Here is a 24,503-nt window from a genome sequence, read left to right as displayed (position 1 = left end):
GTTGCCAAGGAGAGTGATGATGCAGGCCGACTTTCTCGATGCTCATGAAAGGCATTGGAATGATGCAGAAATATTATTTCGGGAGCAATGTTGGGCAAATGCCGATCATCTGTATGGTTTTTCGGCGGAATGTGGTTTAAAGGGACTGATGGTAGCTTTTGGTATGCAGCAGGACGTGAATAAAGAGGGTATGCCTGCGAGCAAATCTGACCAAAAGCACATCGATAATTTAAGAATTCGTTATGAAACTTATCGCGCAGGTGCAAATGCTGCGAGTTATCTGTTGGTTGCTGGAGATCCGTTTTCAAATTGGAAAGCGAGTGATCGTTATGCTGGGCGAAGTAACTTCTCAGAACAACATGTGGTCCCTCATCAACAGGGAACACTTGAAATTCGAAATCTGATAAGCAGGGCTCGCAGAGAGGGATTAATTGTATGACATTCGATCAGGTCCTTCCGGGGTTACGAACGATTTTCATGCGTCATGCTGATGCGCTCGAACCTTATAAACCCATTCTTATTAACCGTGATCTTAATGCCAAGGTGCGCCTTATCGTCTCTGGAGATTATGAAGAGGGAGATGGTCGAAAAGCGTTGGACAGCTTAGCTGGAGATATCTTTCAAGAGTTGGGTTCAAAACATGCTTATCCTGTTAGCCAAGCTTTACTATTTGAAACCGATATACAAAAAGAATGTAAAAGCGGACAACCTTTCGAATTAGATAGTGCACTGCGTTCTATATATGTTGTCGATCGTTTAGTGACTTCAACGAATTGGTCACATATTGCCCCTGTAAGTTTACATGCTGAAAGAACCGTGTTTTTTTCGATAAAAGGTGGGGTGGGGCGTTCGTCTGCCCTTGCTGCAACTGCTTGGTCTCTTGCTGAGTCTGGTAAGAAAGTGATGATACTAGATTTAGATTTGGAGTCTCCAGGATTATCATCATCATTATTGCCAACTGACAGGCGCCCCAAGTTTGGTATTTGCGATTGGTTGGTTGAGGATCTCACTGGCAATAGTGATGCCATATTTGATGATATGGTTGCTTCTAGTCCTCTTTCTCATAATGGAGAGATTCTCGTTGTTCCTGCCCATGGCGGTGATCCTGGCGAGTATATAGCTAAACTTGGACGAGTCTGGATGTCTACCAGAGGTGTAGATGGTTCAATCATCACATGGTCTGAACGACTCGCTAACTTGTTAGGCAAGCTAGAAAATCGCTGGTGTCCAGATGCTGTGTTGATTGATTCTCGTGCTGGTATTGATGAGGTTGCTTCAGCATGTTTGACGGAATTGGGTGCGGCTAATATTTTACTGTTTGCAATTAGCGGCGATCAGACGTGGTCAGGTTACCGTATTTTATTCAAGCATTGGCGTACTACCGGTGTCATCCGAGATATTAGGGAGCGTTTGCAACTGGTTGGTGCAATGCTTCCAGAACTCAATACTGAAGAGTATTTCAGAGATTTACGCGAAGAGGCTTGGGATCTGTTTGCCGATGAGATTTATGATGAACTCCCTGCTGGTGATAATAGTGGATGGAGCTTTGATGCAGTAGATGAATCAGCACCTCATCATCCTCTTGCGATTCGTTGGCATCGCAGCTTCTCTGGACTAAAGACTTTACATGGTCGTTTAAATGAAATCGATCGTGAAGAGGTAATGAGGATCTTTGGGCCAGTGATCGATTTTCTGATGACTGAGGGTAGTGAGGGCGAATATGAGTAATCGTGAGATTGGTGAAGCGATTAAAAGTGCATTACCGGAAAGAACGTCAAATTATGGTCAGAAACCGAATAGTAAACATGTTTACGTCCCTCCGTCACATGTAAAAGCATTGCGCTTGGAATGTAATCTGGTCGTCGGTGGTCGTGGGGTTGGTAAAACTTTTTGGAGTGCTGCCCTGACGGATCCTTCGATACGGAGCCTGTTAGGTAAGGCCGTGCCTGACTTGTCGGCTGTCGTGGTTCGTACTGGTTTTTCTGAGCGTCCAGCGTTGGATAACTACCCTGATGACCGCGTTTTCCCTGCATTACTTGAGCGAGGTTTTTTGCCTTATGATATCTGGTCAGCAGTATTAGGACGCTGTTTAGCCAGTGAGATTGGTGATGTAATCCCAGTAACTTCATGGGAAGAGACAACTTTGTGGGTGCAAGATAACCCTGAGCTGTTCAGCCGTTTATTAGAGAAATCAAGTCAACATTATCAGCAAAGTGGCAGTTCAATCTTAGTCGTTTTCGATGCTTTGGATCGTACCAGCCAAGATTGGCAAAAAATGGATGGGATTGTGCGGGATTTATTACGTCTGGTCTTGTCGCTAAAACGCTACCCACGGCTGCATACCAAGGTTTTTCTGCGCGAAGACCAATTTCATGGGCGAAAGGTAACAGATTTCCCTGATGCCTCAAAAATTCTGGCAACGCATGTTGAGCTAACCTGGGCCAGTAATGATTTACATGGATTGTTATGGCAGCATTTTTGTAATGCGCCAAATCATCATGGCGTGGTTTTACGACATTTGTATCACGAAGTGGTTGGCCAAGTTGCAATACCGGCTGAAAATGACGTATGGCTGCTTGATGAGCGGGTAAAGCGTGACGAGACATTGCAAAGATCGCTGTTTATGAAGATTGCGGGGCCGTGGATGGGGCGAGATCGCCGACGGGGTGTGCCGTATACCTGGGCGGTTGGACATTTGGCGGATGGTAGGGGAAGGACATCACCAAGATCTTTTTTGTTAGCCCTACGAGAAGCCGCTGAACATTCTTTAGAACGGCATCCTGAACCTGAGTATCCTCTACATTTTGAAAGTATTAAGCAAGGTGTGCTCAAGGCTTCAGAAAATAGAGTGGACGAAGTTGCAGAAGATTATCCCTGGGTTAGGGCCTATATGAAACCGTTGTCTGGGCTGACGGTGCCGTGTTCTTTTGAAACAGTTTCAGATCGCTGGAAGAATAGTTTAAGTGCTGACAAAGACCAACTGTTCCAGGACCGGTTGCCACCTGAACACTATGATGATGGTTATCCTGGTGTTCGTTCAGATTTACAAGGGCTTGGGATTTTCGAAACGATGAAAGATGGTCGGGTTAACATGCCTGATCTCTACCGTGTTGGCTTTGGACTTGGCCGTAGAGGTGGAGTGAAACCCGCTAGAAAATCCAGTGATGATTAAGAATTTATGGATTTCAACAGGTATGCAGAATGTACCCGCTATCTGATTGAGAAACATATCTCTATGCGGCGATTAAGAAATTTTTTATCGCCGTTTTTATTTGTTACGTGGTGGGAAATCCCCTACGCAAACGTTTTCTTTTTCTGTTAGAATTCGCCGCGAATTGGTCATACCCGATAACATTCGAGCGGTATCAGGGCAGTTAACGCTGATGCAGCCTGAAGGATAGAGGGGATGCAAGGGGCGATTCATTATTGGAATGGTCATGGTCTGGATTGATTACGTCATTTTAGCGTTGATTGGATTTTCGGCTTTGGTGAGCCTGATCCGAGGGTTTGTGCGTGAAGCCTTGTCACTGGTGACATGGGGATGTGCGTTCTTTGTTGCCAGCCATTTCTACCCTTACCTTGCAGCCTATTTCACTCGTTTTGAAGATGAACTGGTACGGAACGGCATCGCGATTGCCATTTTGTTTATCGCGACGCTGATCGTAGGCGCTATCGTTAACTATGTGATTGGTTCACTGGTAGAAAAAACCGGATTATCGGGCACCGATCGGGTGTTGGGCGTGTGCTTCGGCGCACTGCGCGGCGTGCTGATTGTGGCGGCGATACTGTTTTTCCTGGATACCTTTACCACCCTGTCGCAAAGTGCGGACTGGAAACAGTCACAGCTTATCCCCCAGTTCAGCTATATCATCAGGTGGTTTTTTGACTATCTGCAGAGCACGTCGAGTTTCTTACCAACCCAATTACCGGGGCGGTAGCGGCTTAGAGGAAAAGACAACATGTGCGGTATTGTCGGTATCGCCGGTTTCATGCCGGTAAACCAGTCGATTTATGATGCGTTGATGGTGCTTCAGCACCGTGGGCAGGATGCCGCAGGCATCGTCACTATTGATGACCATAACGGGTTCCGTCTGCGTAAGGCAAACGGCCTGGTGAAGGATGTGTTTGAAGCACGCCACATGCAGCGTTTGCAGGGCAATATGGGGATCGGCCACGTGCGTTACCCGACGGCAGGCAGCTCCAGTGCTTCAGAGGCGCAACCTTTTTATGTCAACTCGCCGTTTGGCCTTACGCTGGCACACAACGGTAACCTGACCAACGCCCATGAACTGCGCCAAAAGCTGTTTGAAAGTGGCCGCCGTCATGTCAATACGACCTCCGATTCCGAGATCCTGCTGAACGTGCTGGCTACCGAGCTTGACCGTTTCCAACATTATCCGCTGGAGTCAGATAACATTTTCACCGCGGTGGCGGCGATGCATCAGCAACTGCGCGGTGCTTACGCCTGCGTGGCGATGATTATCGGCCACGGCCTGGTTGCGTTTCGCGATCCGAACGGTATCCGTCCGTTGGTGATCGGCAAGCGTGAACTGGAGGATGGCCGCTGTGAATACATGGTGGCATCCGAGAGCGTCGCGCTGGATACGCTGGGCTTTGAATTCCTGCGTGACGTTGCGCCGGGTGAAGCGGTGTACATCACCGAAAAAGGCCAGTTGTTTACTCGTCAGTGCGCCGAGAATCCAAAGAACAATCCGTGCCTGTTCGAATACGTCTATTTTGCCCGTCCTGACTCCTTTATGGACAAAATTTCTGTCTACAGCGCCCGCGTGCGCATGGGGCAGAAGCTGGGCGAAAAGATTGCCCGCGAATGGGAAGATCTGGATATCGACGTGGTGATCCCGATCCCGGAAACCTCTTGCGATATCGCGCTGCAAATCGCGCGCATTCTGGATAAACCCTATCGCCAGGGCTTTGTGAAGAACCGCTACGTTGGCCGCACTTTTATCATGCCGGGCCAGCAGGCTCGCCGCAAATCAGTACGCCGTAAGCTGAATGCCAACCGTGCCGAGTTCCGTGACAAGAATGTGCTGTTGGTGGATGACTCCATCGTTCGTGGCACCACCTCTGAGCAGATTGTGGAAATGGCGCGCGATGCCGGGGCAAAACGTGTTTATCTGGCTTCTGCCGCGCCGGAAATCCGTTTCCCGAACGTTTATGGTATCGACATGCCGAGTGCCACCGAGCTGATCGCCCATGGGCGTGAAGTGGACGAAATCCGTCAACTCATTGGTGCCGATGGCCTGATCTTCCAGGATCTGGACGATCTGATCGAAGCCGTGCGTGAAGAGAACCCGGATATTACCCAGTTTGAATGCTCGGTGTTCAACGGTATTTACGTGACCAAAGACGTTGACCAGAGCTATCTAGAATATCTGGAAACGCTGCGTAATGATGATGCCAAAGCATTGCGCGGGCAGGCGGAAGCGGAAAATCTGGAAATGCATAACGAAGGCTAGGTTGCATTTTGGTACTACCAACATAGTTTCTCGCCAAAAAGGTGCACCGTGGCGTCCGTCGCGGTGCATCGCTTTATCTCCCTTAGCTTGCTAATCGACTAAGCTTGCTGCACAGTCTGCGCTGATTCGACTATTCTAACCAAATATTCCCCGGCAGAGGCCCATTTCATGAAAAGACTCATTATCGGTATTTCCGGCGCCAGCGGCGCAATCTACGGCGTACGTTTGCTACAGGTATTACGTGGCGTCGAAGGTGTGGAAACCCACTTGGTGATGAGTCAGGCAGCGCGGCAGACATTGGCTCTGGAAACCTCGCTGAACCTGCGTGATGTGCAGGCATTGGCCGATGTGGTGCATGACGTGCGCGATATTGCCGCCAATATCTCTTCTGGCTCCTTCAAAACGCTGGGAATGGTAATTTTACCTTGCTCAATCAAAACCTTATCCGGTATTGTCAATAGTTACAGCGATGGTTTGCTGACGCGTGCTGCTGATGTAGTGCTGAAAGAACGTCGGCCTTTGGTGCTGTGCGTGCGTGAAACACCGCTGCATCTTGGGCATTTGCGCCTGATGACGCAGGCGGCGGAAATGGGTGCGGTGATCATGCCGCCGGTGCCTGCTTTTTACCATCACCCGCAGAGCGTTGAGGATATTATCGATCAGACGGTTAACCGCGTGGTCGATCAGTTCGGCATTGAGCTGCCAGAGGATTTATTTACGCGTTGGCAGGGTGCCAATTAACAAATTCGCATCTAATTTAATACATTTGTGCAACTCAGCACTGATTTAGTGCGAAGTATGCACCATAATGATCCTGCTTCACCATGCTCACTGTTTCAGGGTTAGGTTTTTTGCGGGTTAACCATGGCGCGGCCTGTGCTGGCCGATCAATTTTTGCGGTTATCGTCCCAGGAAACAGTTTTCAACGGGCCGGAGTCGTTCCCTCCGTCTTGTAACAACCAATGTGGCACGATTACTGCAAATTGATTTTGGTGGGACGCAGTCTAAAGCCTGTAGCGGCATCAAAAAATCAATTTGAGGGTAATTTATGAAAAAGCGGGTTTTGATTCTTCCTTTAGTCTTGGCTTTAAGCGCGATCGGCAGTGCATTTGCGGCTATACCGTCAACGCTGAAAGTGGGCACCGATCCAACCTATGCGCCGTTCGAGTCTAAAAACGCTCAAGGGGAACTGGTAGGTTTTGATATCGATCTGGCCAAAGAGTTATGCAAACGTATAAATACCCAATGTACCTTTGTGGAAAGCGACTTTGATGCGCTAATCCCTTCTCTCAAGGCGAAGAAAATCGACGCCATCATCTCTTCTCTCTCCATTACCGAAAAGCGCCAGCAGGAAATTGCCTTTACTGACAAACTTTTTGCGGCCAACTCCCGGCTGATTGCCCCGAAAGGTTCAACGCTGTTGCCAAATGTTGAATCCCTGAAAGGCAAGAGCGTCGGCGTGCTGCAAGGCACCACGCAGGAAGCTTACGCCAATGCTCTGTGGCAGCCGAAAGGGGTCACGGTAGTGCCTTATCAGAATCAGGATCTGGTGTATGCCGATCTGGCATCCGGGCGTATTGATGCGGCATTCCAGGATGAAGTGGCGGGTAGCGATGGCTTCCTGAAACAGCCTCCAGGCAAGAATTACGCTTTTGCCGGTGAATCGGTGAAAGACGATAAATTCTTCGGCGTGGGTACTGGTATGGGGTTACGCAAGGATGAAACCGAGCTGAAAGCTGCGCTGGATAAAGCGCTGGCTGAAATGCGCAAAGACGGTACTTACGATAAGTTCGCGAAAAAATACTTCGATTTTGACGTTTACGGCGGTTAATTCCCGTCCCGTATCATGCTGGCTGCGGGTCCGGCTTGCCGGGCCCGTTCAAGCCTCATGTCGTGTTCGGGATCACATAACGACAGGATGAAGTAGATGCTGCAAGGCTATTCCCAATTGATATTCGAGGGTGCTCTGGTGACGCTGGAGTTGGCTCTCAGTTCTGTTTTGCTGGCGGTGGTGATTGGTTTGATCGGCGCCGGTGGTAAACTTTCACAAAATCGCATTATCTCAACGATATTCGGCGCTTATACCACCCTGATCCGCGGTGTGCCGGATCTGGTGTTGATGTTGCTGATCTTCTACGGCCTACAGATTGCTCTGAACAGCCTCACTGAATTAATCGGTTTCTCGCAGATTGATATCGATCCGCTGAGCGCGGGGATTATCACCCTGGGCTTTATCTATGGCGCTTATTTCACCGAAACCTTCCGTGGTGCCTATATGGCGGTGCCTCGTGGCCAGGTTGAGGCGGCAACGGCTTTTGGCTTCTCCAGCAGCCAGATTTTCCGCCGTATCCTGTTCCCGGCGATGATGCGCTTCGCGTTACCCGGTATCGGTAATAACTGGCAGGTTATCCTGAAGGCCACGGCGCTGGTGTCGATTCTTGGCCTGAACGATCTGGTAAAAGCAACCCAGTTGGCGGGTAAAGGCACCTATCAGCCTTTCTTCTACGCTCTGGTTGCCGGGGTGGTATATCTGGTTTTCACTACCGTTTCCAACGGCGTGTTGCTGTGGCTTGAACGGCGTTATTCATTGGGCGTCAAAAGGGCCGAATTATGATCGATATTTTGCATCAGTATTGGCAATCGCTGTTGTGGAGTGACGGCTATCGTTTTACCGGGGTCGCGGTTACGTTATGGCTGCTGATTTCATCGGTGGCGATGGGGGGATTGCTGGCGATCCCGATGGCGGTGGCGCGGGTTTCTTCCCTTCCCTGGCTGCGCCTTCCGGTGTGGTTTTATACCTATATCTTCCGTGGCACCCCGTTGTATGTGCAGTTGCTGGTGTTTTACTCCGGCATGTACAGCCTGGAAATTGTGCGTGGGACCGAATTCCTCAATGCGTTTTTCCGCAGTGGGCTGAATTGCACCATTCTGGCGTTGACGCTCAACACCTGCGCATATACCACCGAGATTTTCGCCGGAGCCATTCGCTCAGTGCCGCACGGGGAAATTGAAGCGGCCAATGCCTATGGTTTTTCGCGTTTTAAAATGTATCGCTGCATTATTTTGCCTTCGGCGCTGCGCACCGCATTACCGGCGTACAGCAACGAAGTCATTCTGATGCTGCACTCAACGGCGCTGGCCTTTACCGCCACCGTACCGGATCTGCTGAAGATTGCCCGTGATATCAATGCGGCAACCTATCAGCCGTTCTATGCGTTCGGCATTGCCGCGGTGTTGTATCTGATTATCTCCTATACGTTGATCAGCCTGTTCCGTAAGGCAGAGAAACGCTGGATGGCACACGTAACTCATCGATGACTGACGGGAATAACACCATGTCTGAAAATAAATTAGCCGTCACCGAACTGCACAAGCGTTATGGCGACCATGAAGTGCTGAAAGGGGTTTCCCTGGCGGCCAATGCGGGGGATGTGATCAGCATTATCGGTTCTTCCGGTTCGGGTAAAAGTACCTTTCTGCGCTGTATTAACTTCCTTGAGAAACCGAGTGAAGGTTCGATCAGCCTGAATAATGAAGATATCCGCATGGTGCGCGACAAAGACGGCCAGTTGAAGGTGTTCGATAAGAAACAACTGCAATTGCTGCGTACCCGCCTGACCATGGTCTTTCAGCATTTCAACCTGTGGAGCCACATGACGGTGCTGGAAAACGTGATGGAAGCGCCGGTGCAGGTGTTGGGTTTGAGCAAGGCAGAGGCGCGCGAGCGTGCGGTGCGTTATCTGGATAAGGTGGGCATTGACGAGCGTGCGCGGGGCAAATATCCGGTACACCTTTCCGGCGGCCAGCAGCAGCGTGTGTCGATTGCGCGCGCATTGGCGATGGAGCCGGAGGTGTTGCTGTTTGACGAACCGACTTCCGCGTTAGATCCCGAGTTGGTCGGCGAAGTGTTGCGTATCATGCAGAAACTGGCAGAAGAGGGTAAAACCATGGTGGTGGTAACGCATGAGATGGAGTTTGCGCGCCACGTATCGAACCATGTGATTTTCCTGCATCAGGGATTAATCGAAGAACAGGGGCCACCGGCTGAAGTTTTCGGTAATCCGAAAAGCCCGCGTTTGCAGCAATTCCTCTCAGGTGCCCTTAAGTAAGGGCACCGCATATCACTCTAGGCCTGCTGGTTGATCACATCATCCAGCGCCTGTTCCAGCTCAAAGAAGCGGAAGCTGAAACCCGCTTCTTCCAACCTTCTGGGCACCGCGCGCTGGCCGCCCAACACTAGCACCGCTGCTTCCCCCATTAATAGCCGCATGACGAACGCGGGTGCGCGTAGAAACGCCGGGCGATCCAACACGTTGGCCAAGGTTGCAGCGAACTGTTCATTATGCACCGGATAAGGTGCGACCATATTGAACGGGCCGCGCAGGTTGCTGTGATCCAGCAGGTAAATGATGCCGTTAACCATATCGTCGATATGGATCCAGGGCAGATATTGGCGGCCATTACCGATCGGCCCGCCAAGGCCCATGCGAAAAGGCGGCAGCATTTTGGCCAGCGCGCCACCCTTGGGGGCCAGCACTACACCGGTACGCAGCAGGCAGACGCGGGTGGTGCTGCTTTGCGCCCGCAGCGCCAGTGCCTCCCAACGTTGGCAGAGCTGATGGGTAAATTCATCGTGCGGGGTTTCATCTTCGGTCACCACCGCCTGGCCCTGATCGCCGTAATAACCGACGGCAGATCCTGAAATCAGTACCGCAGGCGGTGTGGCGCTGGCGTTGATCAGCGCCGCCAGCCGTTCGGTCAACCCCCAGCGGCTATGGCACAGGCGGTCTTTCTGGGCCTGGTTCCAACGTTTGTCGGCAATGGGCTCACCCGCCAGATTGATGACGGCATCAAAGCCATCCAGAGAGTGTTGATCGCTGAGTGAAGGCCAATAGCTGACCTGCTCGCCAAACTTAGCCTGCGCACGTTTTACATCACGTGTCAGCACGGTAATCTCATGCGAAAGGTGCAGCAGTTGTCGAGTCAGGCTACTGCCAATCAGCCCTGTAGCGCCGGTAATCAGGATCCGCATAGTCGGCCTCCCTGAGCGGTGTGGATATTATGCTGTGTGGCGGCGATAGCTCATGGTCATAGAAACCGAATCGGCGTAACGCAGAGCCAGCAATTTATCTATCTCTACTTCAGCATAGGTTACCCAGGGATGTTGTTTCACGATATCGAGCACATCCTGAGTTAATTTTTCCAGCAAAGCGAAGCGGTTACCTTCAATGTGATGAATGATCGCCTTGGTAATGGTGCGGTAGTTCAGCGCATCGTCAATGTCTTCGCTGTTACGCGCTTTATCCGCCGGGTAATGGATCGTCACGTTGATCAGGATATCCTGACGATTATTGATTTCTTCTTCCTTGATACCGATGAAGGTACGTAACCGCAGGTTTTTAATACGGATAACGGCATCGGGTTGGTTAGACGGCATCAGAGATTCTCCAGAGGTCTGAATGTTTGCCCCCCAGAATACACGGAAACTAAAGAAATGGTAACGCAGCCAAACGGTTAAACAGAGCCACAGGGAGGTGGCTCACAGTAAATCGGTTAAACCTGCTCTGCCAGCTTGTAGGCACGCTTGGTGGCTGGTCGGTTGCTGATACGTTCAAACCAATTACGTACCGCCGGGTAATCAGCCAGATCGATGCGTTGGCGGGGGTGAGAAACAACCCAAGGATAAGTGGCAATGTCAGCAATGCTGTAGTTGTCTCCACCCAGGTAAGGATGCTTTTGCAACTCGGTATCCAGCACAGCATACAGGCGCTTGGTTTCCTGTTGATAACGTTCGATGGCGTAAGGCACCGGCTGTGGGGCGTAGTGGTTGAAGTGATGGTTCTGGCCGAGCATGGGCCCAAATCCGGCCACCTGCCAGAACAGCCACTGTAGCGTTGCTGCGCGATCACGCAGCCCTTTGCTCAGCAGTTTGCCGGTTTTCTCCGCCAGATAAAGCAGGATTTCACCTGATTCAAACAGGCTGATCGGGGCACCGCCGTCAAGCGGTTGCTGATCGACGATGGCCGGGATTTTATTGTTGGGAGAGATGGCCAGAAACGCCGGTTGGAACTGAGCACCAGCGCTGATATTGACGCGGTGGATACGGTAGGGTAGGCCAACTTCCTCAAGGAACAGAGTAATTTTGTGGCCATTAGGAGTCGGCGCGTAATACAGGTCAATCATAATTTATCCTGCGACAAAGTGATCTGTAAGTTATTACACGTACATTACTGCGGTCTGCGCCGCAGACAAAGAGATATCAGATTTCCTATTAAAGAATAATAGTGCTGAACAAGAGCAGGCCGTGGGGAATGTGTACCAGTAAGATGGATTAGGCGGCAGCGGAAACGGGGGGCATGAAGTAGAAATCCCCGGTACTTCCGCACCGGGGATTGAAGGAAAGGCTTAGCTCAGGAAGTCTGCGCGCTGCGGAGTAAAGGTATCCAGCAGCGTTCCAGCTTCCAGGCAGACGCAGCCGTGTACGACGTCAGGCTTTTTGTACAGAGTATCCCCGGCACTGACCTCTTTAGTGACACCATCAATGGTGAAGCTGAAGCGGCCAGACAGCACGTAAGTCAGCTGCTCGTGCGGGTGGCTGTGCAGCGTGCCGACGGCATCTTTGCTGAAGTTGACTTCCACTGCCATCATGGTTCCGCCGTGAGCGAGAATACGCCGCGTGATGCCGTTCCCCAAGTCCTCAAGCGCGCATTCTTGTTTGTAGATGAACATGACTTTTCCTCAGTAATAAACCGTAATTAAGCAAACAGGTTTTCAGGCAATTTGGCCAGATAGAGTGCGGGTTCACCTTCAAAATCTGAGGTAAACAGCACTTGGCGGTTGTCTGGCGTAAAGGAAGGATGCGGGTGCGTGACCTGACGATCGCCCTTCAACACGCGCCATGAACTGTTGTGCGCCGCCAGACGAGCCTGGCGCTTATTCTTGGCATCAAACACGTAAAGCCAAGGATCGTTCTCGATGGTATAACCCGCGGAATCCTTGATATCTACTGGGGATGCAGAACCGTCACCCACCAGCATGCTACCGTCGTGGTTGCTCATCAGGTGAGAACAGGCTGGCATGCTCATCACAATTTCATTCACGCCGCTTTCTGGATCGAAACGGTAAATGTTGCGATCCTGCTGGCCTTTCATATAGGAAACGTACATCAATGCTGAACCATCTGGTACCCAGAATTCGTGGGTGCAGCTTTCACCTTCGGCGTGGGTTTTCACCTTACGCATATTGGTGCCGTCTTCATTGATCAGCCACATACGAGCATCCACCAGATCGTGCGGGCCTTCGTGGCAGAAGGCAACGCAGTTATCGTGGTAAGGGCGATAAATCGGGTGGCCCAGCCAGACGTTATCCTGATAGATCACGCGTGAGTCGCCGCTATGGAGATCGACACGCAGCAGGCGGCAACGCGGATTCTTGGTGAAGAAGGTGTGGAAAATTTTCCAGTCGGTCAGCGGTTCCCAGTCGTTGCGATCGATTTCGATGCCCACCAGACTGGTGCATTCGCTGTTGGCGACCCAGGTACCGTAACCTACCCACTCTTCAGGCACCTGATAAACCGTCTGCTCATGGCAGTTGCTGAGTTCAACCCGGCGCAGCTCGCGTTCATTTTTCACGTAGTAGAGGAAACGATCGTCTGGCGATAAGAAACCCCCGAACGTATTGTCGCCTGTGCCTTCGGTCAGTTGAACTGCCTGCTGTTTTTCCAGATCCAACAGGTAATAGTTACGGTTACCGTCAAATTCCCCAGCGAACAACAGCTTGCGCCCGTCATTGGTGAAGCATTTCTGGTAGAAGTAATTCCGGTGGCACAGTACGTCTGGCGGCGTTAAGCGAGTGATTTGTGCGCCGGTACTCGCATCGGTTGAACGGTGAAAATTGAATTCGAGGATTGAACCTTTAGCCACGATGGCCTCCCTTAAACTGATTGATGAACCGCCAGAGACTGAACAGTTCCTTAATTACTAAAACGTTGTTTCATTAAATTAGAAAAATGATATCAAAGTGACGCAGCAGGCCAACCCATACGGGTGATTTATGCGACCGGCATCGCATAAATTGCTTCTCTCTCGCCGTTTTACTCAAGATACCCGTTTGCATCATGGTTTGCGGGTGCATAACTGTGCATTCTGTGCCGCTATTCAGCGTAAGCCACTTTACGGTTGGGAAAACCAACATCGCCCAGAGAAGGGGCTGTAGCCGGATGCTGCTCACGCTTAAAAACGCCGCAGTTGATTACCCTTACTTTTTTTCTGTGATTTCTGTCACATCAATATCGTTCGCTGACCAGTATAAAACATCATTCCTAAAAAAATGAAATAATAGTTCATTTTTAGTAACGAAATGAGACGGTAGATGAGAACAACGAGTATTAAGCCTTTGGGAGAAGGTCGGGCGGTCACGCTGGGGCACCAGTTGGCATATGGTGGTGGCAACCTGTTGGGCAGTGGTGCTCTGGCAATCAGCGGAGCTTGGTTACTGTATTTTTACACCACATTTTGTGGGCTGACGCTGTTGGAAGCGTCGTTTATCTTTTCTGTGGCCAGCGTTATTGATGCGATCAGTAACCCGGTGATGGGGTATCTGACCGATAACTTCGGTCATACCTGGCTTGGCAAACGTTTTGGTCGGCGTCGTTTCTTTGTGTTGATTGGCGCACCGCTGATGATTTTCTACCCTCTGCTGTGGGTAGAAGGTTTCGGTTTCTGGTACTACCTCGCCACTTATGTGATTTTTGAACTGATCTACACTTCGGTGATGGTGCCTTATGAAACATTGGCCACCGAAATGACCGATGATTTTGCCGTGCGCTCCAAGCTTACCGGCTACAAAGCGATTTTCGGCAAGATGGCCAATTTCCTGGCCGCGTTCATTCCTGGGCAATTCATCCTGATCTACGGTAAAGAGTCAGCGCAGCCTTTCCTGTATACCGGTATCACCTACGGCGTGATTCTGTTTATTGCTGTTGGCGTGCTTTATCTGTTCTCTTGGGAGCGAAAAGATGAAGGGGTCGCGGTTGTTAAGCAGAAGAAATCGCTGCTGAACACGCTGATCTCTCTGGCCAGAGATATGCAATCCACTTTCTATCTGCGGGTGTTCCGCAAGCATTTGGGCATGTACCTGTTCGGCTTTGGTGCCGAGTGGCTGTTCGCCTCTGTCTTTACCTATTTCGTGATCTTCGTGCTGCAATACGATCCGGCGATTCTTGCCGGGCTGAACAGCCTGAACGCCATGTTGCAGTTATTCTCCACGGCACTGTTTATTGGTCTGTGTGTGAAAAAAGGCTTCAGCAAACCGTACAGTTGGGCGCTCGCTATCGTTATTTTTGCCGTCTGCTGTTATTCGCTGCTGCGCTTCTTCAACCTGCCAGCGCATTATGCGACGGCTGCCATCATCGGGGTGACCGTGATCTTTGGCCTGGGTACTGGCGGGGTGTATTACATTCCCTGGACGGTATATACCTTCCTGGCCGATGTGGATGAAGTGTTTACCGGCCGCCGCCGTGAAGGGATCTACGCGGGTGCCATGACCTTCTCTGGCAAAATTGTCCGCTCAATCATCGTCTTCACCATGGGGGCGATCCTCAGCTACTACGGCTTCCAGTCGAAATCCCATACTCAGCCGGAAACTGCCATCACAGCGATCTCCTGGGTGTTCTTTGCTGGCGTGATCATGCTGGCATTGGTGGCGATCGTCTTTAGTGGCCAGATGACGCTGAATCGCCAAACCCATCGTGTGGTTTTAGATGAAGTTGCGCGAATCAAAGCCGGTGGCAAGCTTGGCGATATTCAACCCGAAGTGCGCCTAGTGATCGAAAAGCTGGTGGGCCTGCCTTATGAACAATGCTGGGGCAACAGCGAGATCTGCCAGAAGATGAATATTGTCCCTGAAGTGAAAGCCAGCGTGCGTGAAGCCGTCTCACAGGCCTGATGTTGCCACGATTCATTGATGAAACCTTCCTGCATTTGGGCAGGAAGGTAATAAAAGGAAAGGGAAATGAAGAACGTTCCTCTGTCGTTATGCCTTGCTCTGGTCAGCATCTGCAACAGCAGTGGGGCCGCGTCATTGCCCGCTCCTAATGAATTGGTATGGCAGGCGATCGCTTTTGGCCAGTCAACCGATGTCAACTTTGCTACCAACGTGTTGCCGGGTAAGGTGGGCACTAATCAGGTAACGTTGGCTAATGGCCAGCCATTATTGGCCGGGCCGTTGAGCACGCCGTTCCACGTCGAAAGCCGTGGCGGCAAGATCGGCAACAGCCACGATGGGTTAACGTTCTATTACACGCGTATTCCTGCCAGCGCTAATGTGCTGCTGGAGGCGGACATTACGGTCGATCAGTTTGGCCCGGAAAGCGGTGCGTTACCTGCCGGGCAGGAAGGGGCCGGATTGTTGATCCGCGATATTCTCGGTAAGCCACGGTTGGAAAAAGTGCAGCCGGGATATGAAGAGTTTCCAGCCGCGGCCAACATGGTGATGAATGCCATCATGACGCAGGATAAAAAAGACCACCACCGGGTCAAGATGACGATGATCTCGCGTAACGGCGTGATCAATTCCTGGGGCAACGCCGGTATTGAGATCAAACGTGCAGGCTACCAACCGGAGATCGATCTCAAGAAAACGCCCCGTTTCCGTTTACGCTTGGCTCGCACCGATGAAGGTTTTATCGCGGCCTATGCGCCAGAGGGCAGTGATAACTGGATCAGCCAGACGGCCGGAGATGCGCATCGTGTCAGCGTGCTGGAACCTGATGGCTATTACGTCGGTTTCTTTGCTTCGCGTAACGCGCGCATCACCGTGAATCAGGCTAGCCTGACGCTGAGTCAGAGCGATCTGCCTGTGGCGGAGAAGTTCGTCGCTAAAACGCCAGCGACACAAATTGAAGTGGCTTCAGCAGCGATAGCTGCCACGGATGACTATGTTTTCCAACTGCGCAGCAACGAGAAGGGCACCTTGACCGTCAGCAAAGACGGCATCGTCGTGGCCAGTGAACGTACCGTACAGCCGGGTGAAATGCTGGCGCTGAATATCCCGTTGACCAAGCCGACAACTCGCTTGGATTACCGCTTCACTACGCAAAACGACAGCACCCTCGATAACCACTTGGAAGTGCGCAAAATCGGCTATGCCGATGCCAGCAACCTGTATGTTTCTGCGCAGGGTAAGGCTGACAACGATGGCAGCCAGCAGCATCCGCTCGATCTCGCCACGGCAGCGCAAGCGCTGGCTCCAGGTGGCGTGCTGTGGTTGGCGGAGGGCGATTATCCGCACAGCGTCTTGCCAGCTTCCGCCAGCGGAACCGCCGCGCAGTTGAAAAAACTCCGACCGTTGGGGCGTAATGTGGTGCTGCATGGGCTGAATCTGGATGCCAGCTATTGGGACATCCAGGGGATTACGGTGACCGAGAAGAGTTTCAGAATTGCCGGTAGCCATAACCGTATCGATCGGGTCGTAGCGCATCATACCGATGATACCGGCATCATTGTCTCTTCTCCGGCTGATACCGATCGGCCGCTGTGGGCCAGCCATAATTTGATTTCCCGTGCGGAATCCTACGGTAACAAAGATCCCGGCTTGATCAATGCCGATGGTTTTGCCGTCAAAATGCGTGTGGGCGAGGGTAACCGGCTGGTGGCTTGTTTCTCGCACGATAACGTGGATGACGGTTTCGATCTGTTCAACAAGATTGAGGATGGCCCGAACGGGCGGGTGATTATTGAAAACAGCGTTGCGCTGCGTAACGTCAATAATGGTTTCAAACTGGGCGGCGAAGGGTTACCGGTCGATCATCAGGTTTCGGGCAGTATTGCCATAGAGAACGGCATGGATGGATTTACCGACAACTTTAATCCTGGGGCATTGCAGCTCACTAACAATACCGCCATTGATAATCATCGGTTTAACTATATTTTCCGCCCTGGCCCCTATACCACCAAGGAAAAACAGGGCGTGTTCAGCGGCAATGTCTCCCTGCGCACCAAGCCGGGGGAATATGCTGATGCCGTCGTGGGCCAGATCGCCGGGAATAACGCCTTTATCTTGGCAGAGAACAAATAGCAGTGCACCGGGTTCGTTTTATGGCAGGCCAATAATTTCCGCGTTTCCGTGGCTCCGTTAGGCAGACAGGAGCCACAATCTGCACTACTATGTCGATCGCCATCAAATAAATGAAAAATACCTTTCACAAAAATCAAAACATTGTTTCAATTTTATTGATTGCCATGGGGATAAGCGCTAGACTTGCCGCATCATGATGACAGGGACGGGCAATAGAGCCTGCTCTGTGCGGCAGCAAGCTGCAAATACTGGCGGGATTGCACTGTTATCCCCACTTTTTTGACAAGGGCCGATGATGCCCTGAGTACTAAGGAAAAGAGCATGATTCTCGATAATTTCTCGTTGCAGGGTAAAGTGGCTGTCGTGACTGGTTGTGACACCGGTCTGGGTCAAGGCATGGCACTTGGGCTGGCGCAGGCGGGTTGTGATATCGTCGGCATCAACGTGGTTGAGCCAACGGAGACCATCGCGAAAGTTGCAGAAATTGGACGTCGTTTCCTGAGCCTGAAAGCTGACCTGAGCAACCTGGACGTGCTGCCTTCCCTGGTTGAACGTGCTGTGGCAGAGTTTGGCCATATCGATATTCTGGTGAACAACGCAGGTATTATCCGCCGTCAGGACGCGCTGGAGTTCAGCGAAAAAGACTGGGATGATGTGATGAACCTGAACATTAAAACGGTCTTCTTTATGTCTCAGGCCGTAGCGCGCCAGTTCATTGCTCAGGGTAAGGGCGGCAAGATCATCAATATCGCCTCTATGTTGTCTTACCAAGGTGGTATTCGCGTGCCTTCCTATACGGCGTCGAAGAGCGCGGTAATGGGTGTGACTCGTCTGTTGGCCAATGAATGGGCCAGCCATGGCATCAACGTGAACGCTCTGGCACCGGGTTATATGGCAACTAACAACACCCGCCAGTTGCGCGACGATCAGGCTCGCAGCGAAGCGATCCTCGAGCGTATTCCTGCTGGGCGTTGGGGCCTGCCAGAAGATCTGATGGGGCCAGCGGTATTCCTGGCTTCACCGGCTTCAGATTACATTAACGGCTTTACCCTGGCGGTAGACGGCGGCTGGTTGGCGCGCTAAGCCTGAAAAATAACGCATTGATTTTATTTGCAGAGAGGAAACGATGAATATTGCACTGATGATGGAAAACAGCCAGGCGGGTAAAAATGCGCTGGTTCTCGAACAACTGCAGGCCGTAGCGGCTGACAATCATGATGCAGTGTTCAACGTCGGCATGAGTGACGAGAAAGACCACCATCTGACCTATATCCACCTGGGGATCATGGCCAGCATCCTGCTGAACGCAGAAGCGGTCGAGTTTGTGGTTACCGGTTGCGGCACCGGCCAGGGCGCAATGATGTCACTGAACGCTCACCCAGGTGTGGTTTGCGGTTACTGCATCGAGCCTGCGGACGCCTTCCTGTTCGCCCAGGTTAACAACGGTAACGCACTGGCTCTGCCGTTTGCCAAAGGTTTTGGCTGGGGTGCGGAACTGAACATCCGTTACATCTTTGAGAAAGCGTTTACCGGCCGTAAAGGTGAAGGCTATCCTGTCGATCGTAAGGAACCTCAGGTACGCAACGCCGGTATTCTGAGCCAGGTTAAGCGTGCAGTGAGCAAAGATAACTATCTTGATACGCTGCGTGCCATCGACCCAGAATTGGTGAAAACCGCCGTCAGCGGCGCACGTTTCCAGGAATGCCTGTTCTCACATGGCAAGAAAGCCGAAATCGTGGCCTTCGTAAAAGATATTATCAACCGCGCTTGATTTTTCTTCAGGTGGCCGCTTGTCGGCCACCTGCTTCATCGGTTAGCGTTACTGCGTTAGAATGGGTTTCATATTCCGTACCAAGGGAAGCTTATGAAGCTGATGTTCGCCTCTGACTTACATGGTTCACTTTCCGCCACTGAAAAAATTCTTGAACTGTTTGAGCAAAGTCATGCCGATTGGCTGATTCTTTTGGGTGATTTACTCAATCACGGGCCGCGTAATGCGCTGCCAGATGCCTATCAACCTGCCCAGGTTGCTGAACGCTTGAATCACTATCGCACTAAGATCATTGCCGTTCGTGGCAATTGTGATAGCGAAGTCGATCAGATGTTGCTCTCATTCCCCATTACCGCTCCGTTTCAGCACGTATTGCTGCCAAACAGACGGCTGTTTTTAACCCATGGTCACCTTTATCATCCCGGTATCTTGCCGCCTTTATCCCAGGGTGACGTGTTGGTGTATGGTCACACGCACTTACCACAGGCAGAACGACAGGGGGATATTTATTGCTTTAATCCCGGTTCGGTAAGCATCCCCAAAGGGGGCTTTCCTGCCAGTTATGGCATACTGGAGCAGGATATTTTGCGCGTAGTCAATTTGTACGGTGGTGAGGCGGTTGCAGAGCTGGCATTAACACACTAGTTTATATATCCAATGGCTTTAGAGTGCAGAGTTATGAATTGGGCGTCGGTGCTTCTGCAACTTTAAAGGTGAAGAGTGTACGCATATTAAAAATCATAAGTACATTCATTAATTAACCAATGCGCGGCATTCATCGCGCCAAAATAGAAGGTCTTAGAGGATGGCGGAACAGGGTCAGGCTGCGGATACCGAATGGGTGGATATCGTCAACGAGCAAAACGAAGTGATTGCTCAATCCAGTCGTCAACAGATGCGTGCTCAACGGCTGCGTCACCGTGCTACCTATATTGTGGTGCATGATGGAATGGGGCGAATTCTGGTGCAGCGTCGCACTGAAAACAAAGACTTCTATCCGGGCTGGTTGGATGCCTGCGCCGGTGGCGTGGTGCAAAGCGGTGAGAATGTGCTTGATTCTGCCCGCCGCGAAGCAGAGGAAGAACTGGGCATTGCCGGTGTGCCTTTTGCCGAACATGGCATGTTCTATTTTGAAGAGCACCAGTGCCGCATTTGGGGGGCTTTATTCAGCTGCGTGTCACACGGCCCTTTTGCCCTGCAAGAGGAAGAAGTTGCTGAGGTAAGCTGGATGATGCCGGAGGAGATCACCGCGCGCTGCGACGAGTTTACCCCAGACTCGCTGAAGGCTCTGTCACTCTGGTTGACGCGTAACAACGATCAGGATTACGGCAAACCCCTACAGCGCGAGAGCAAAGTCGAGTCAGGTGAAGAGAATCTCTGACCACTCTACCGGCTGTGTTTCTGCGAGGTTTTGCAATAACACAGCCTGATTTTCCTATCGGGCTCCTTTCTTAACCTCCACTCAAAAAGTGTAACCGCGGGTTACCCTACCGAATGCTCGCCAAGCAGACCGCGTTCTGCTGATTTTTGCCCATAACACAATTGGCTAACCTATTTTCCACAAATCAAGATCGTTAATGCCACAATCCGTACTCATTATTTTATTGTTTAAAATCAATCAGTTGATTATTCTCTGTGATAGGGTTTTTAATGGGTATGCAAGCCGGTCAAAAAAAATAAAACAACGTTCCTACTTTGGTCACACTTTTGCCATCCGCTCAATGACGCTGAGAAAAATTTGGATATAATAATTTGAAATAGTGTTTCAGTTTGTTGGCTGATGTGTGGAGACCGAAAATGGACTTAACGTGCTGCACTCAAGTGATCGACAGTGCCATGATGGATCGGCCATCAGCGTTTTACCGACAGCTTAACCAAGCCAAAAGGGGCGGGCAAACTCAACCTGCGCCTTTGTGGCATGGATTTGTTTTGTCTTTCCATTTTATCCATGACTTGTATCAACACCATGCACAGGGAGCACATGGTGCAAACGCCTTAGAATCTTATATACGAAAATTATTATTCATTTGTTTAGGGTATGCATTGCGGTTGCAGATCACTTTTGTTGGTGATGAGCAGTTACAAAAGCAGGGTGATTCACTGCTTCAGCGCGGCATGTTGTTATCAGAGCGGAGGTTAAAGCACTGTACCTTGGGTTGTATCTGATTGCTGTCGAGTCTTTTTATAACGTTAATTAAATTTTTCTTTATTTAATTTTTCTATCTCTATGGGTAATAACCATGAATGAAAACAGAATGCTGGGGTTAGCCTATATATCACCTTACATTATAGGGTTGATAATATTTACGGCGTTTCCTTTTGTGTCATCATTCTTGTTAAGTTTTACAGAATATGACCTGATGAATCCGCCGGTGTTTAACGGGATCGAAAACTACCGTTATATGCTTACGGAAGATCACCTCTTTTGGAAATCCATGGGCGTAACCTTTGCTTATGTGTTTCTGACCATTCCTTTAAAATTGGCATTTGCGCTGGGTATTGCTTTCGTTCTTAATTTTAAGCTGCGTGGTATTGGATTTTTCCGAACGGCGTATTACATTCCTTCGATTCTTGGCAGCAGCGTGGCTATTGCCGTATTGTGGCGTGCGCTGTTTGCCATCGATGGTCTGTTAAACAGCTTTATCGGTGTCTTTGGCGCAGACCCAATCAACTGGTTGGGTGAGCCTTCACTGGCGTTGATGTCGGTGACTTTACTGCGCGTATGGCAATTTGGTTCTGCCATGGTTATTTTCCTGGCGGCATTGCAGAACGTTCCGCAGTCACAGTATGAAGCCGCGATGATCGATGGCGCTTCGAAATGGCAGATGTTTATGAAAGTCACCGTGCCACTGATTACGCCGGTTATTTTCTTTAACTTCATCATGCAAACAACGCAGGCGTTCCAAGAGTTTACCGCACCTTATGTCATAACGGGTGGTGGCCCAACTCACTATACCTACCTGTTCTCACTTTATATTTACGATACCGCATTTAAATATTTTGATATGGGTTACGGTGCTGCGCTGGCTTGGATACTGTTCCTGGTCGTGGCCTTGTTTGCCTCAATCGCCTTTAAATCATCGAAGTATTGGGTCTTCTACTCAGCGGATAAGGGAGGCAAAAATGGCTGATATGCACCAAGACAACGTAATCATGAGCGATGCTCAGAAAGTTGCTGAGCAAGAGGTACAGCGGACGTTACGCAAAGAGAAAGTCAGTGCGTTTATCCGTTATATCGTCCTGCTGTTTGTGGGCTTGCTGATGCTTTATCCACTGGTGTGGATGTTCTCTGCATCGTTCAAGCCGAATCATGAGATCTTCACGACGTTGGGATTGTGGCCTGATAATCCAACCTCAGACGGTTTTGTTAATGGCTGGAAAACCGGGACGGAATATAACTTTGGTCACTACATGCTTAATACCTTTAAGTTTGTTATTCCTAAAGTCATATTGACCATTATCTCTTCAACCATTGTGGCCTATGGATTTGCGCGTTTTGAAATTCCATGGAAGAAATTCTGGTTTGCAACGCTGATCACCACCATGTTGCTGCCGAGCACGGTGTTACTGATCCCTCAGTACATCATGTTCCGTGAAATGGGGATGCTGGACAGCTATCTGCCGCTGTATTTACCGCTGGCATTTGCCACTCAAGGTTTCTTCGTCTTTATGTTGATCCAGTTTTTGCGTGGCGTGCCACGTGATATGGAAGAAGCCGCCCAGATTGATGGTTGTAACTCTTTCCAGGTGCTGTGGTATGTGGTGGTACCGATTCTGAAACCGGCGATTATCTCTGTTGCCCTGTTCCAGTTCATGTGGTCAATGAACGACTTTATTGGACCACTGATTTACGTGTACAGCGTAGATAAATACCCTATTGCCCTGGCGCTGAAAATGTCCATCGACGTCACCGAAGGTGCTCCTTGGAACGAAATTCTGGCAATGGCGAGTATCTCTATTCTGCCGTCTATCATCGTGTTCTTCCTAGCCCAACGCTATTTCGTGCAGGGTGTTACCAGCAGCGGTATTAAAGGTTAATTGAGGATTTATCATGGCTGAAGTCGTATTCAATAATTTAGAGAAAGTGTACACCAACGGTTATAAAGCCGTTCATGGTATCAATTTAACCATTGCCGACGGTGAGTTCATGGTGATCGTCGGGCCATCCGGCTGCGCCAAGTCAACCACTCTGCGTATGCTGGCGGGGCTGGAAACCATCAGCGGTGGTGAAGTTCGCATCGGCGATCGCGTGGTGAACAACCTGGCACCTAAATCCCGTGGTATTGCCATGGTGTTCCAGAACTATGCGCTTTATCCGCATATGACGGTGAAAGAGAACCTGGCGTTTGGCCTGAAGCTGAGCAAACTTCCTAAAGAGCAGATCGAAGAGCAGGTAACCGAAGCGGCAAAAATTCTGGAACTGGGCGAATTACTGGATCGTTTACCGCGTCAGTTGTCAGGCGGGCAGGCACAGCGCGTGGCGGTTGGCCGTGCTATCGTCAAGAAACCCGATGTTTTCCTGTTCGATGAGCCGTTGTCCAACCTGGATGCCAAATTACGTGCATCGATGCGTATCCGTATTTCCGATCTGCACAAGCAACTGAAAAAGAGCGGCAAACCGGCGACCACTGTTTATGTTACCCATGACCAAACAGAGGCGATGACCATGGGTGACCGTATCTGTGTCATGAAGCTCGGTCATATCATGCAGGTTGATACACCGGATAACCTTTACCACTTCCCGAAAAATATGTTCGTCGCTGGCTTTATCGGTGCGCCAGAAATGAATATCAAACCTAGCAAGCTGGTAGAACAAGACGGCAAGATAGGTTTGACAGTGGGGAACTACACGCTGACGCTAAATCCGCATCAGCAGGAAAAAGTGGCGGGCCATGTGGGCGAAGACGTGTTCTTCGGTGTTCGTCCTGAATTTATTACCATTTCAGAGTCACCTTTCGAGGGGAATCACTCTCAGGGTGAATTAGTTCGTGTTGAAAACATGGGCCACGAGTTCTTTGTCTACCTCAAGGTTAATGATTTTGAATTGACCTGTCGTATCCCATCTGATGATGTTAAACCTATCCTCAAAAATGGGCTGCATCGTCCTGTTTACTTTAAATTTGACATGAATAAATGCCATATATTTGATGCGAAAACAGAAAAAAATATCTCTCTTTAAC

General features: G+C 50.4%; 25 protein-coding genes. 20 read left to right on the top strand and 5 right to left on the bottom strand.

Features of this window, described 5'->3' with window-relative positions; genetic code table 11:
- Positions 1-16 precede the first annotated feature (16 nt).
- From ACX9GT_RS16765 to hisP, 10 genes are all read left to right on the top strand, one after another.
- Positions 17-439 (top strand): SAM-dependent methyltransferase, encoded by a 423-nt coding sequence (locus tag ACX9GT_RS16765; RefSeq protein WP_473187832.1) that lies wholly within the window; start codon positions 17-19, stop codon positions 437-439.
- A complete protein-coding gene (locus ACX9GT_RS16760; protein ID WP_473187831.1) occupies positions 436-1,728 on the top strand; it encodes a KGGVGR-motif variant AAA ATPase in 1,293 nt (430 codons plus the stop codon). The genes ACX9GT_RS16765 and ACX9GT_RS16760 overlap by 4 nt, the downstream gene beginning before the upstream one ends.
- Complete coding sequence (locus ACX9GT_RS16755; protein WP_473187830.1) at positions 1,721-3,172, top strand: hypothetical protein; 1,452 nt, start codon at positions 1,721-1,723, stop codon at positions 3,170-3,172. Before ACX9GT_RS16760 ends, ACX9GT_RS16755 begins: the two co-directional genes overlap by 8 nt.
- 265 nt (positions 3,173-3,437) lie before the next feature.
- The gene (cvpA, locus tag ACX9GT_RS16750; protein WP_021178573.1) at positions 3,438-3,938 is read left to right on the top strand and encodes a colicin V production protein; all 501 of its coding nucleotides are present in this window, start codon (positions 3,438-3,440) and stop codon (positions 3,936-3,938) included.
- Positions 3,939-3,959: 21 nt separating this feature from the next.
- Positions 3,960-5,477, top strand: a complete 1,518-nt coding sequence (gene purF, locus ACX9GT_RS16745; protein ID WP_473187829.1) for an amidophosphoribosyltransferase — start codon at positions 3,960-3,962, stop codon at positions 5,475-5,477.
- Between the two features lie 168 nt (positions 5,478-5,645).
- Positions 5,646-6,218 carry a UbiX family flavin prenyltransferase gene (locus ACX9GT_RS16740; RefSeq protein WP_473187828.1) on the top strand — a complete coding sequence of 191 codons (573 nt, stop codon included), beginning with the start codon at positions 5,646-5,648 and terminating at the stop codon, positions 6,216-6,218.
- 307 nt (positions 6,219-6,525) lie between these two features.
- Entirely contained in the window at positions 6,526-7,308 is a 783-nt protein-coding gene (hisJ, locus tag ACX9GT_RS16735) for a histidine ABC transporter substrate-binding protein HisJ (protein ID WP_473187827.1), read from the top strand.
- Positions 7,309-7,404: 96 nt separating this feature from the next.
- A complete protein-coding gene (locus ACX9GT_RS16730) occupies positions 7,405-8,091 on the top strand; it encodes a histidine ABC transporter permease HisQ (protein WP_473187826.1) in 687 nt (228 codons plus the stop codon).
- A complete protein-coding gene (locus tag ACX9GT_RS16725; protein WP_473187825.1) occupies positions 8,088-8,795 on the top strand; it encodes an ABC transporter permease in 708 nt (235 codons plus the stop codon). Before ACX9GT_RS16730 ends, ACX9GT_RS16725 begins: the two co-directional genes overlap by 4 nt.
- A 17-nt stretch (positions 8,796-8,812) precedes the next feature.
- The gene (gene hisP, locus ACX9GT_RS16720) at positions 8,813-9,586 is read left to right on the top strand and encodes a histidine ABC transporter ATP-binding protein HisP (RefSeq protein WP_459401988.1); all 774 of its coding nucleotides are present in this window, start codon (positions 8,813-8,815) and stop codon (positions 9,584-9,586) included.
- A gap of 17 nt (positions 9,587-9,603) precedes the next feature.
- Here the strand turns inward: hisP and ACX9GT_RS16715 are convergent, their stop codons facing one another.
- From ACX9GT_RS16715 to ACX9GT_RS16695, 5 genes are all read right to left on the bottom strand, one after another.
- Positions 9,604-10,509 (bottom strand): TIGR01777 family oxidoreductase, encoded by a 906-nt coding sequence (locus tag ACX9GT_RS16715; RefSeq protein ID WP_473187824.1) that lies wholly within the window; start codon positions 10,507-10,509, stop codon positions 9,604-9,606.
- A gap of 27 nt (positions 10,510-10,536) precedes the next feature.
- On the bottom strand, positions 10,537-10,914 hold the full coding sequence (gene folX / locus ACX9GT_RS16710) for a dihydroneopterin triphosphate 2'-epimerase (protein WP_473187823.1): 378 nt from the start codon (positions 10,912-10,914) through the stop codon (positions 10,537-10,539).
- 116 nt (positions 10,915-11,030) lie between these two features.
- A complete protein-coding gene (gene yfcG / locus ACX9GT_RS16705; protein ID WP_473187822.1) occupies positions 11,031-11,660 on the bottom strand; it encodes a GSH-dependent disulfide bond oxidoreductase in 630 nt (209 codons plus the stop codon).
- Positions 11,661-11,882: 222 nt separating this feature from the next.
- On the bottom strand, positions 11,883-12,206 hold the full coding sequence (locus tag ACX9GT_RS16700; RefSeq protein ID WP_459401992.1) for a cupin domain-containing protein: 324 nt from the start codon (positions 12,204-12,206) through the stop codon (positions 11,883-11,885).
- A gap of 26 nt (positions 12,207-12,232) precedes the next feature.
- Complete coding sequence (locus ACX9GT_RS16695) at positions 12,233-13,399, bottom strand: oligogalacturonate lyase family protein (RefSeq protein ID WP_473187821.1); 1,167 nt, start codon at positions 13,397-13,399, stop codon at positions 12,233-12,235.
- Positions 13,400-13,847: 448 nt separating this feature from the next.
- On the opposite strand from ACX9GT_RS16695, the gene ACX9GT_RS16690 reads away from it, so the two are divergent.
- The 10 genes from ACX9GT_RS16690 to ACX9GT_RS16645 all read left to right on the top strand — a co-directional run bounded on the left by ACX9GT_RS16690 (position 13,848) and on the right by ACX9GT_RS16645 (position 24,502).
- Positions 13,848-15,422 carry an MFS transporter gene (locus ACX9GT_RS16690; protein ID WP_473187820.1) on the top strand — a complete coding sequence of 525 codons (1,575 nt, stop codon included), beginning with the start codon at positions 13,848-13,850 and terminating at the stop codon, positions 15,420-15,422.
- Between the two features lie 66 nt (positions 15,423-15,488).
- Complete coding sequence (locus ACX9GT_RS16685; RefSeq protein ID WP_473187819.1) at positions 15,489-17,552, top strand: right-handed parallel beta-helix repeat-containing protein; 2,064 nt, start codon at positions 15,489-15,491, stop codon at positions 17,550-17,552.
- A 321-nt stretch (positions 17,553-17,873) separates the two neighbouring features.
- Positions 17,874-18,635, top strand: coding sequence for a 2-dehydro-3-deoxy-D-gluconate 5-dehydrogenase KduD (kduD, locus tag ACX9GT_RS16680; RefSeq protein ID WP_473187818.1), 762 nt, complete (start codon positions 17,874-17,876; stop codon positions 18,633-18,635).
- A gap of 43 nt (positions 18,636-18,678) precedes the next feature.
- Positions 18,679-19,323 (top strand): RpiB/LacA/LacB family sugar-phosphate isomerase, encoded by a 645-nt coding sequence (locus tag ACX9GT_RS16675; RefSeq protein WP_473187817.1) that lies wholly within the window; start codon positions 18,679-18,681, stop codon positions 19,321-19,323.
- A 93-nt stretch (positions 19,324-19,416) separates the two neighbouring features.
- Positions 19,417-19,968, top strand: coding sequence for a phosphodiesterase (gene yfcE / locus ACX9GT_RS16670; RefSeq protein ID WP_473187816.1), 552 nt, complete (start codon positions 19,417-19,419; stop codon positions 19,966-19,968).
- Between the two features lie 160 nt (positions 19,969-20,128).
- On the top strand, positions 20,129-20,704 hold the full coding sequence (gene yfcD, locus ACX9GT_RS16665) for an NUDIX hydrolase YfcD (protein ID WP_473187815.1): 576 nt from the start codon (positions 20,129-20,131) through the stop codon (positions 20,702-20,704).
- A gap of 416 nt (positions 20,705-21,120) precedes the next feature.
- Complete coding sequence (locus tag ACX9GT_RS16660; RefSeq protein WP_473187814.1) at positions 21,121-21,489, top strand: hypothetical protein; 369 nt, start codon at positions 21,121-21,123, stop codon at positions 21,487-21,489.
- A gap of 74 nt (positions 21,490-21,563) precedes the next feature.
- The gene (locus ACX9GT_RS16655) at positions 21,564-22,454 is read left to right on the top strand and encodes a carbohydrate ABC transporter permease (RefSeq protein ID WP_459402001.1); all 891 of its coding nucleotides are present in this window, start codon (positions 21,564-21,566) and stop codon (positions 22,452-22,454) included.
- Entirely contained in the window at positions 22,447-23,361 is a 915-nt protein-coding gene (locus ACX9GT_RS16650; protein ID WP_459402002.1) for a carbohydrate ABC transporter permease, read from the top strand. The genes ACX9GT_RS16655 and ACX9GT_RS16650 overlap by 8 nt, the downstream gene beginning before the upstream one ends.
- Before the next feature lie 13 nt (positions 23,362-23,374).
- A complete protein-coding gene (locus tag ACX9GT_RS16645; protein ID WP_473187813.1) occupies positions 23,375-24,502 on the top strand; it encodes an ABC transporter ATP-binding protein in 1,128 nt (375 codons plus the stop codon).
- Position 24,503 lies beyond the last annotated feature (1 nt).

The sequence above is a fragment of the Serratia sp. YWN4 genome (genome assembly GCF_055790845.1).
The sequence above is the reverse complement of the archived record's forward strand: the minus strand, read 5'-3'. Positions and strand labels throughout refer to the sequence as shown.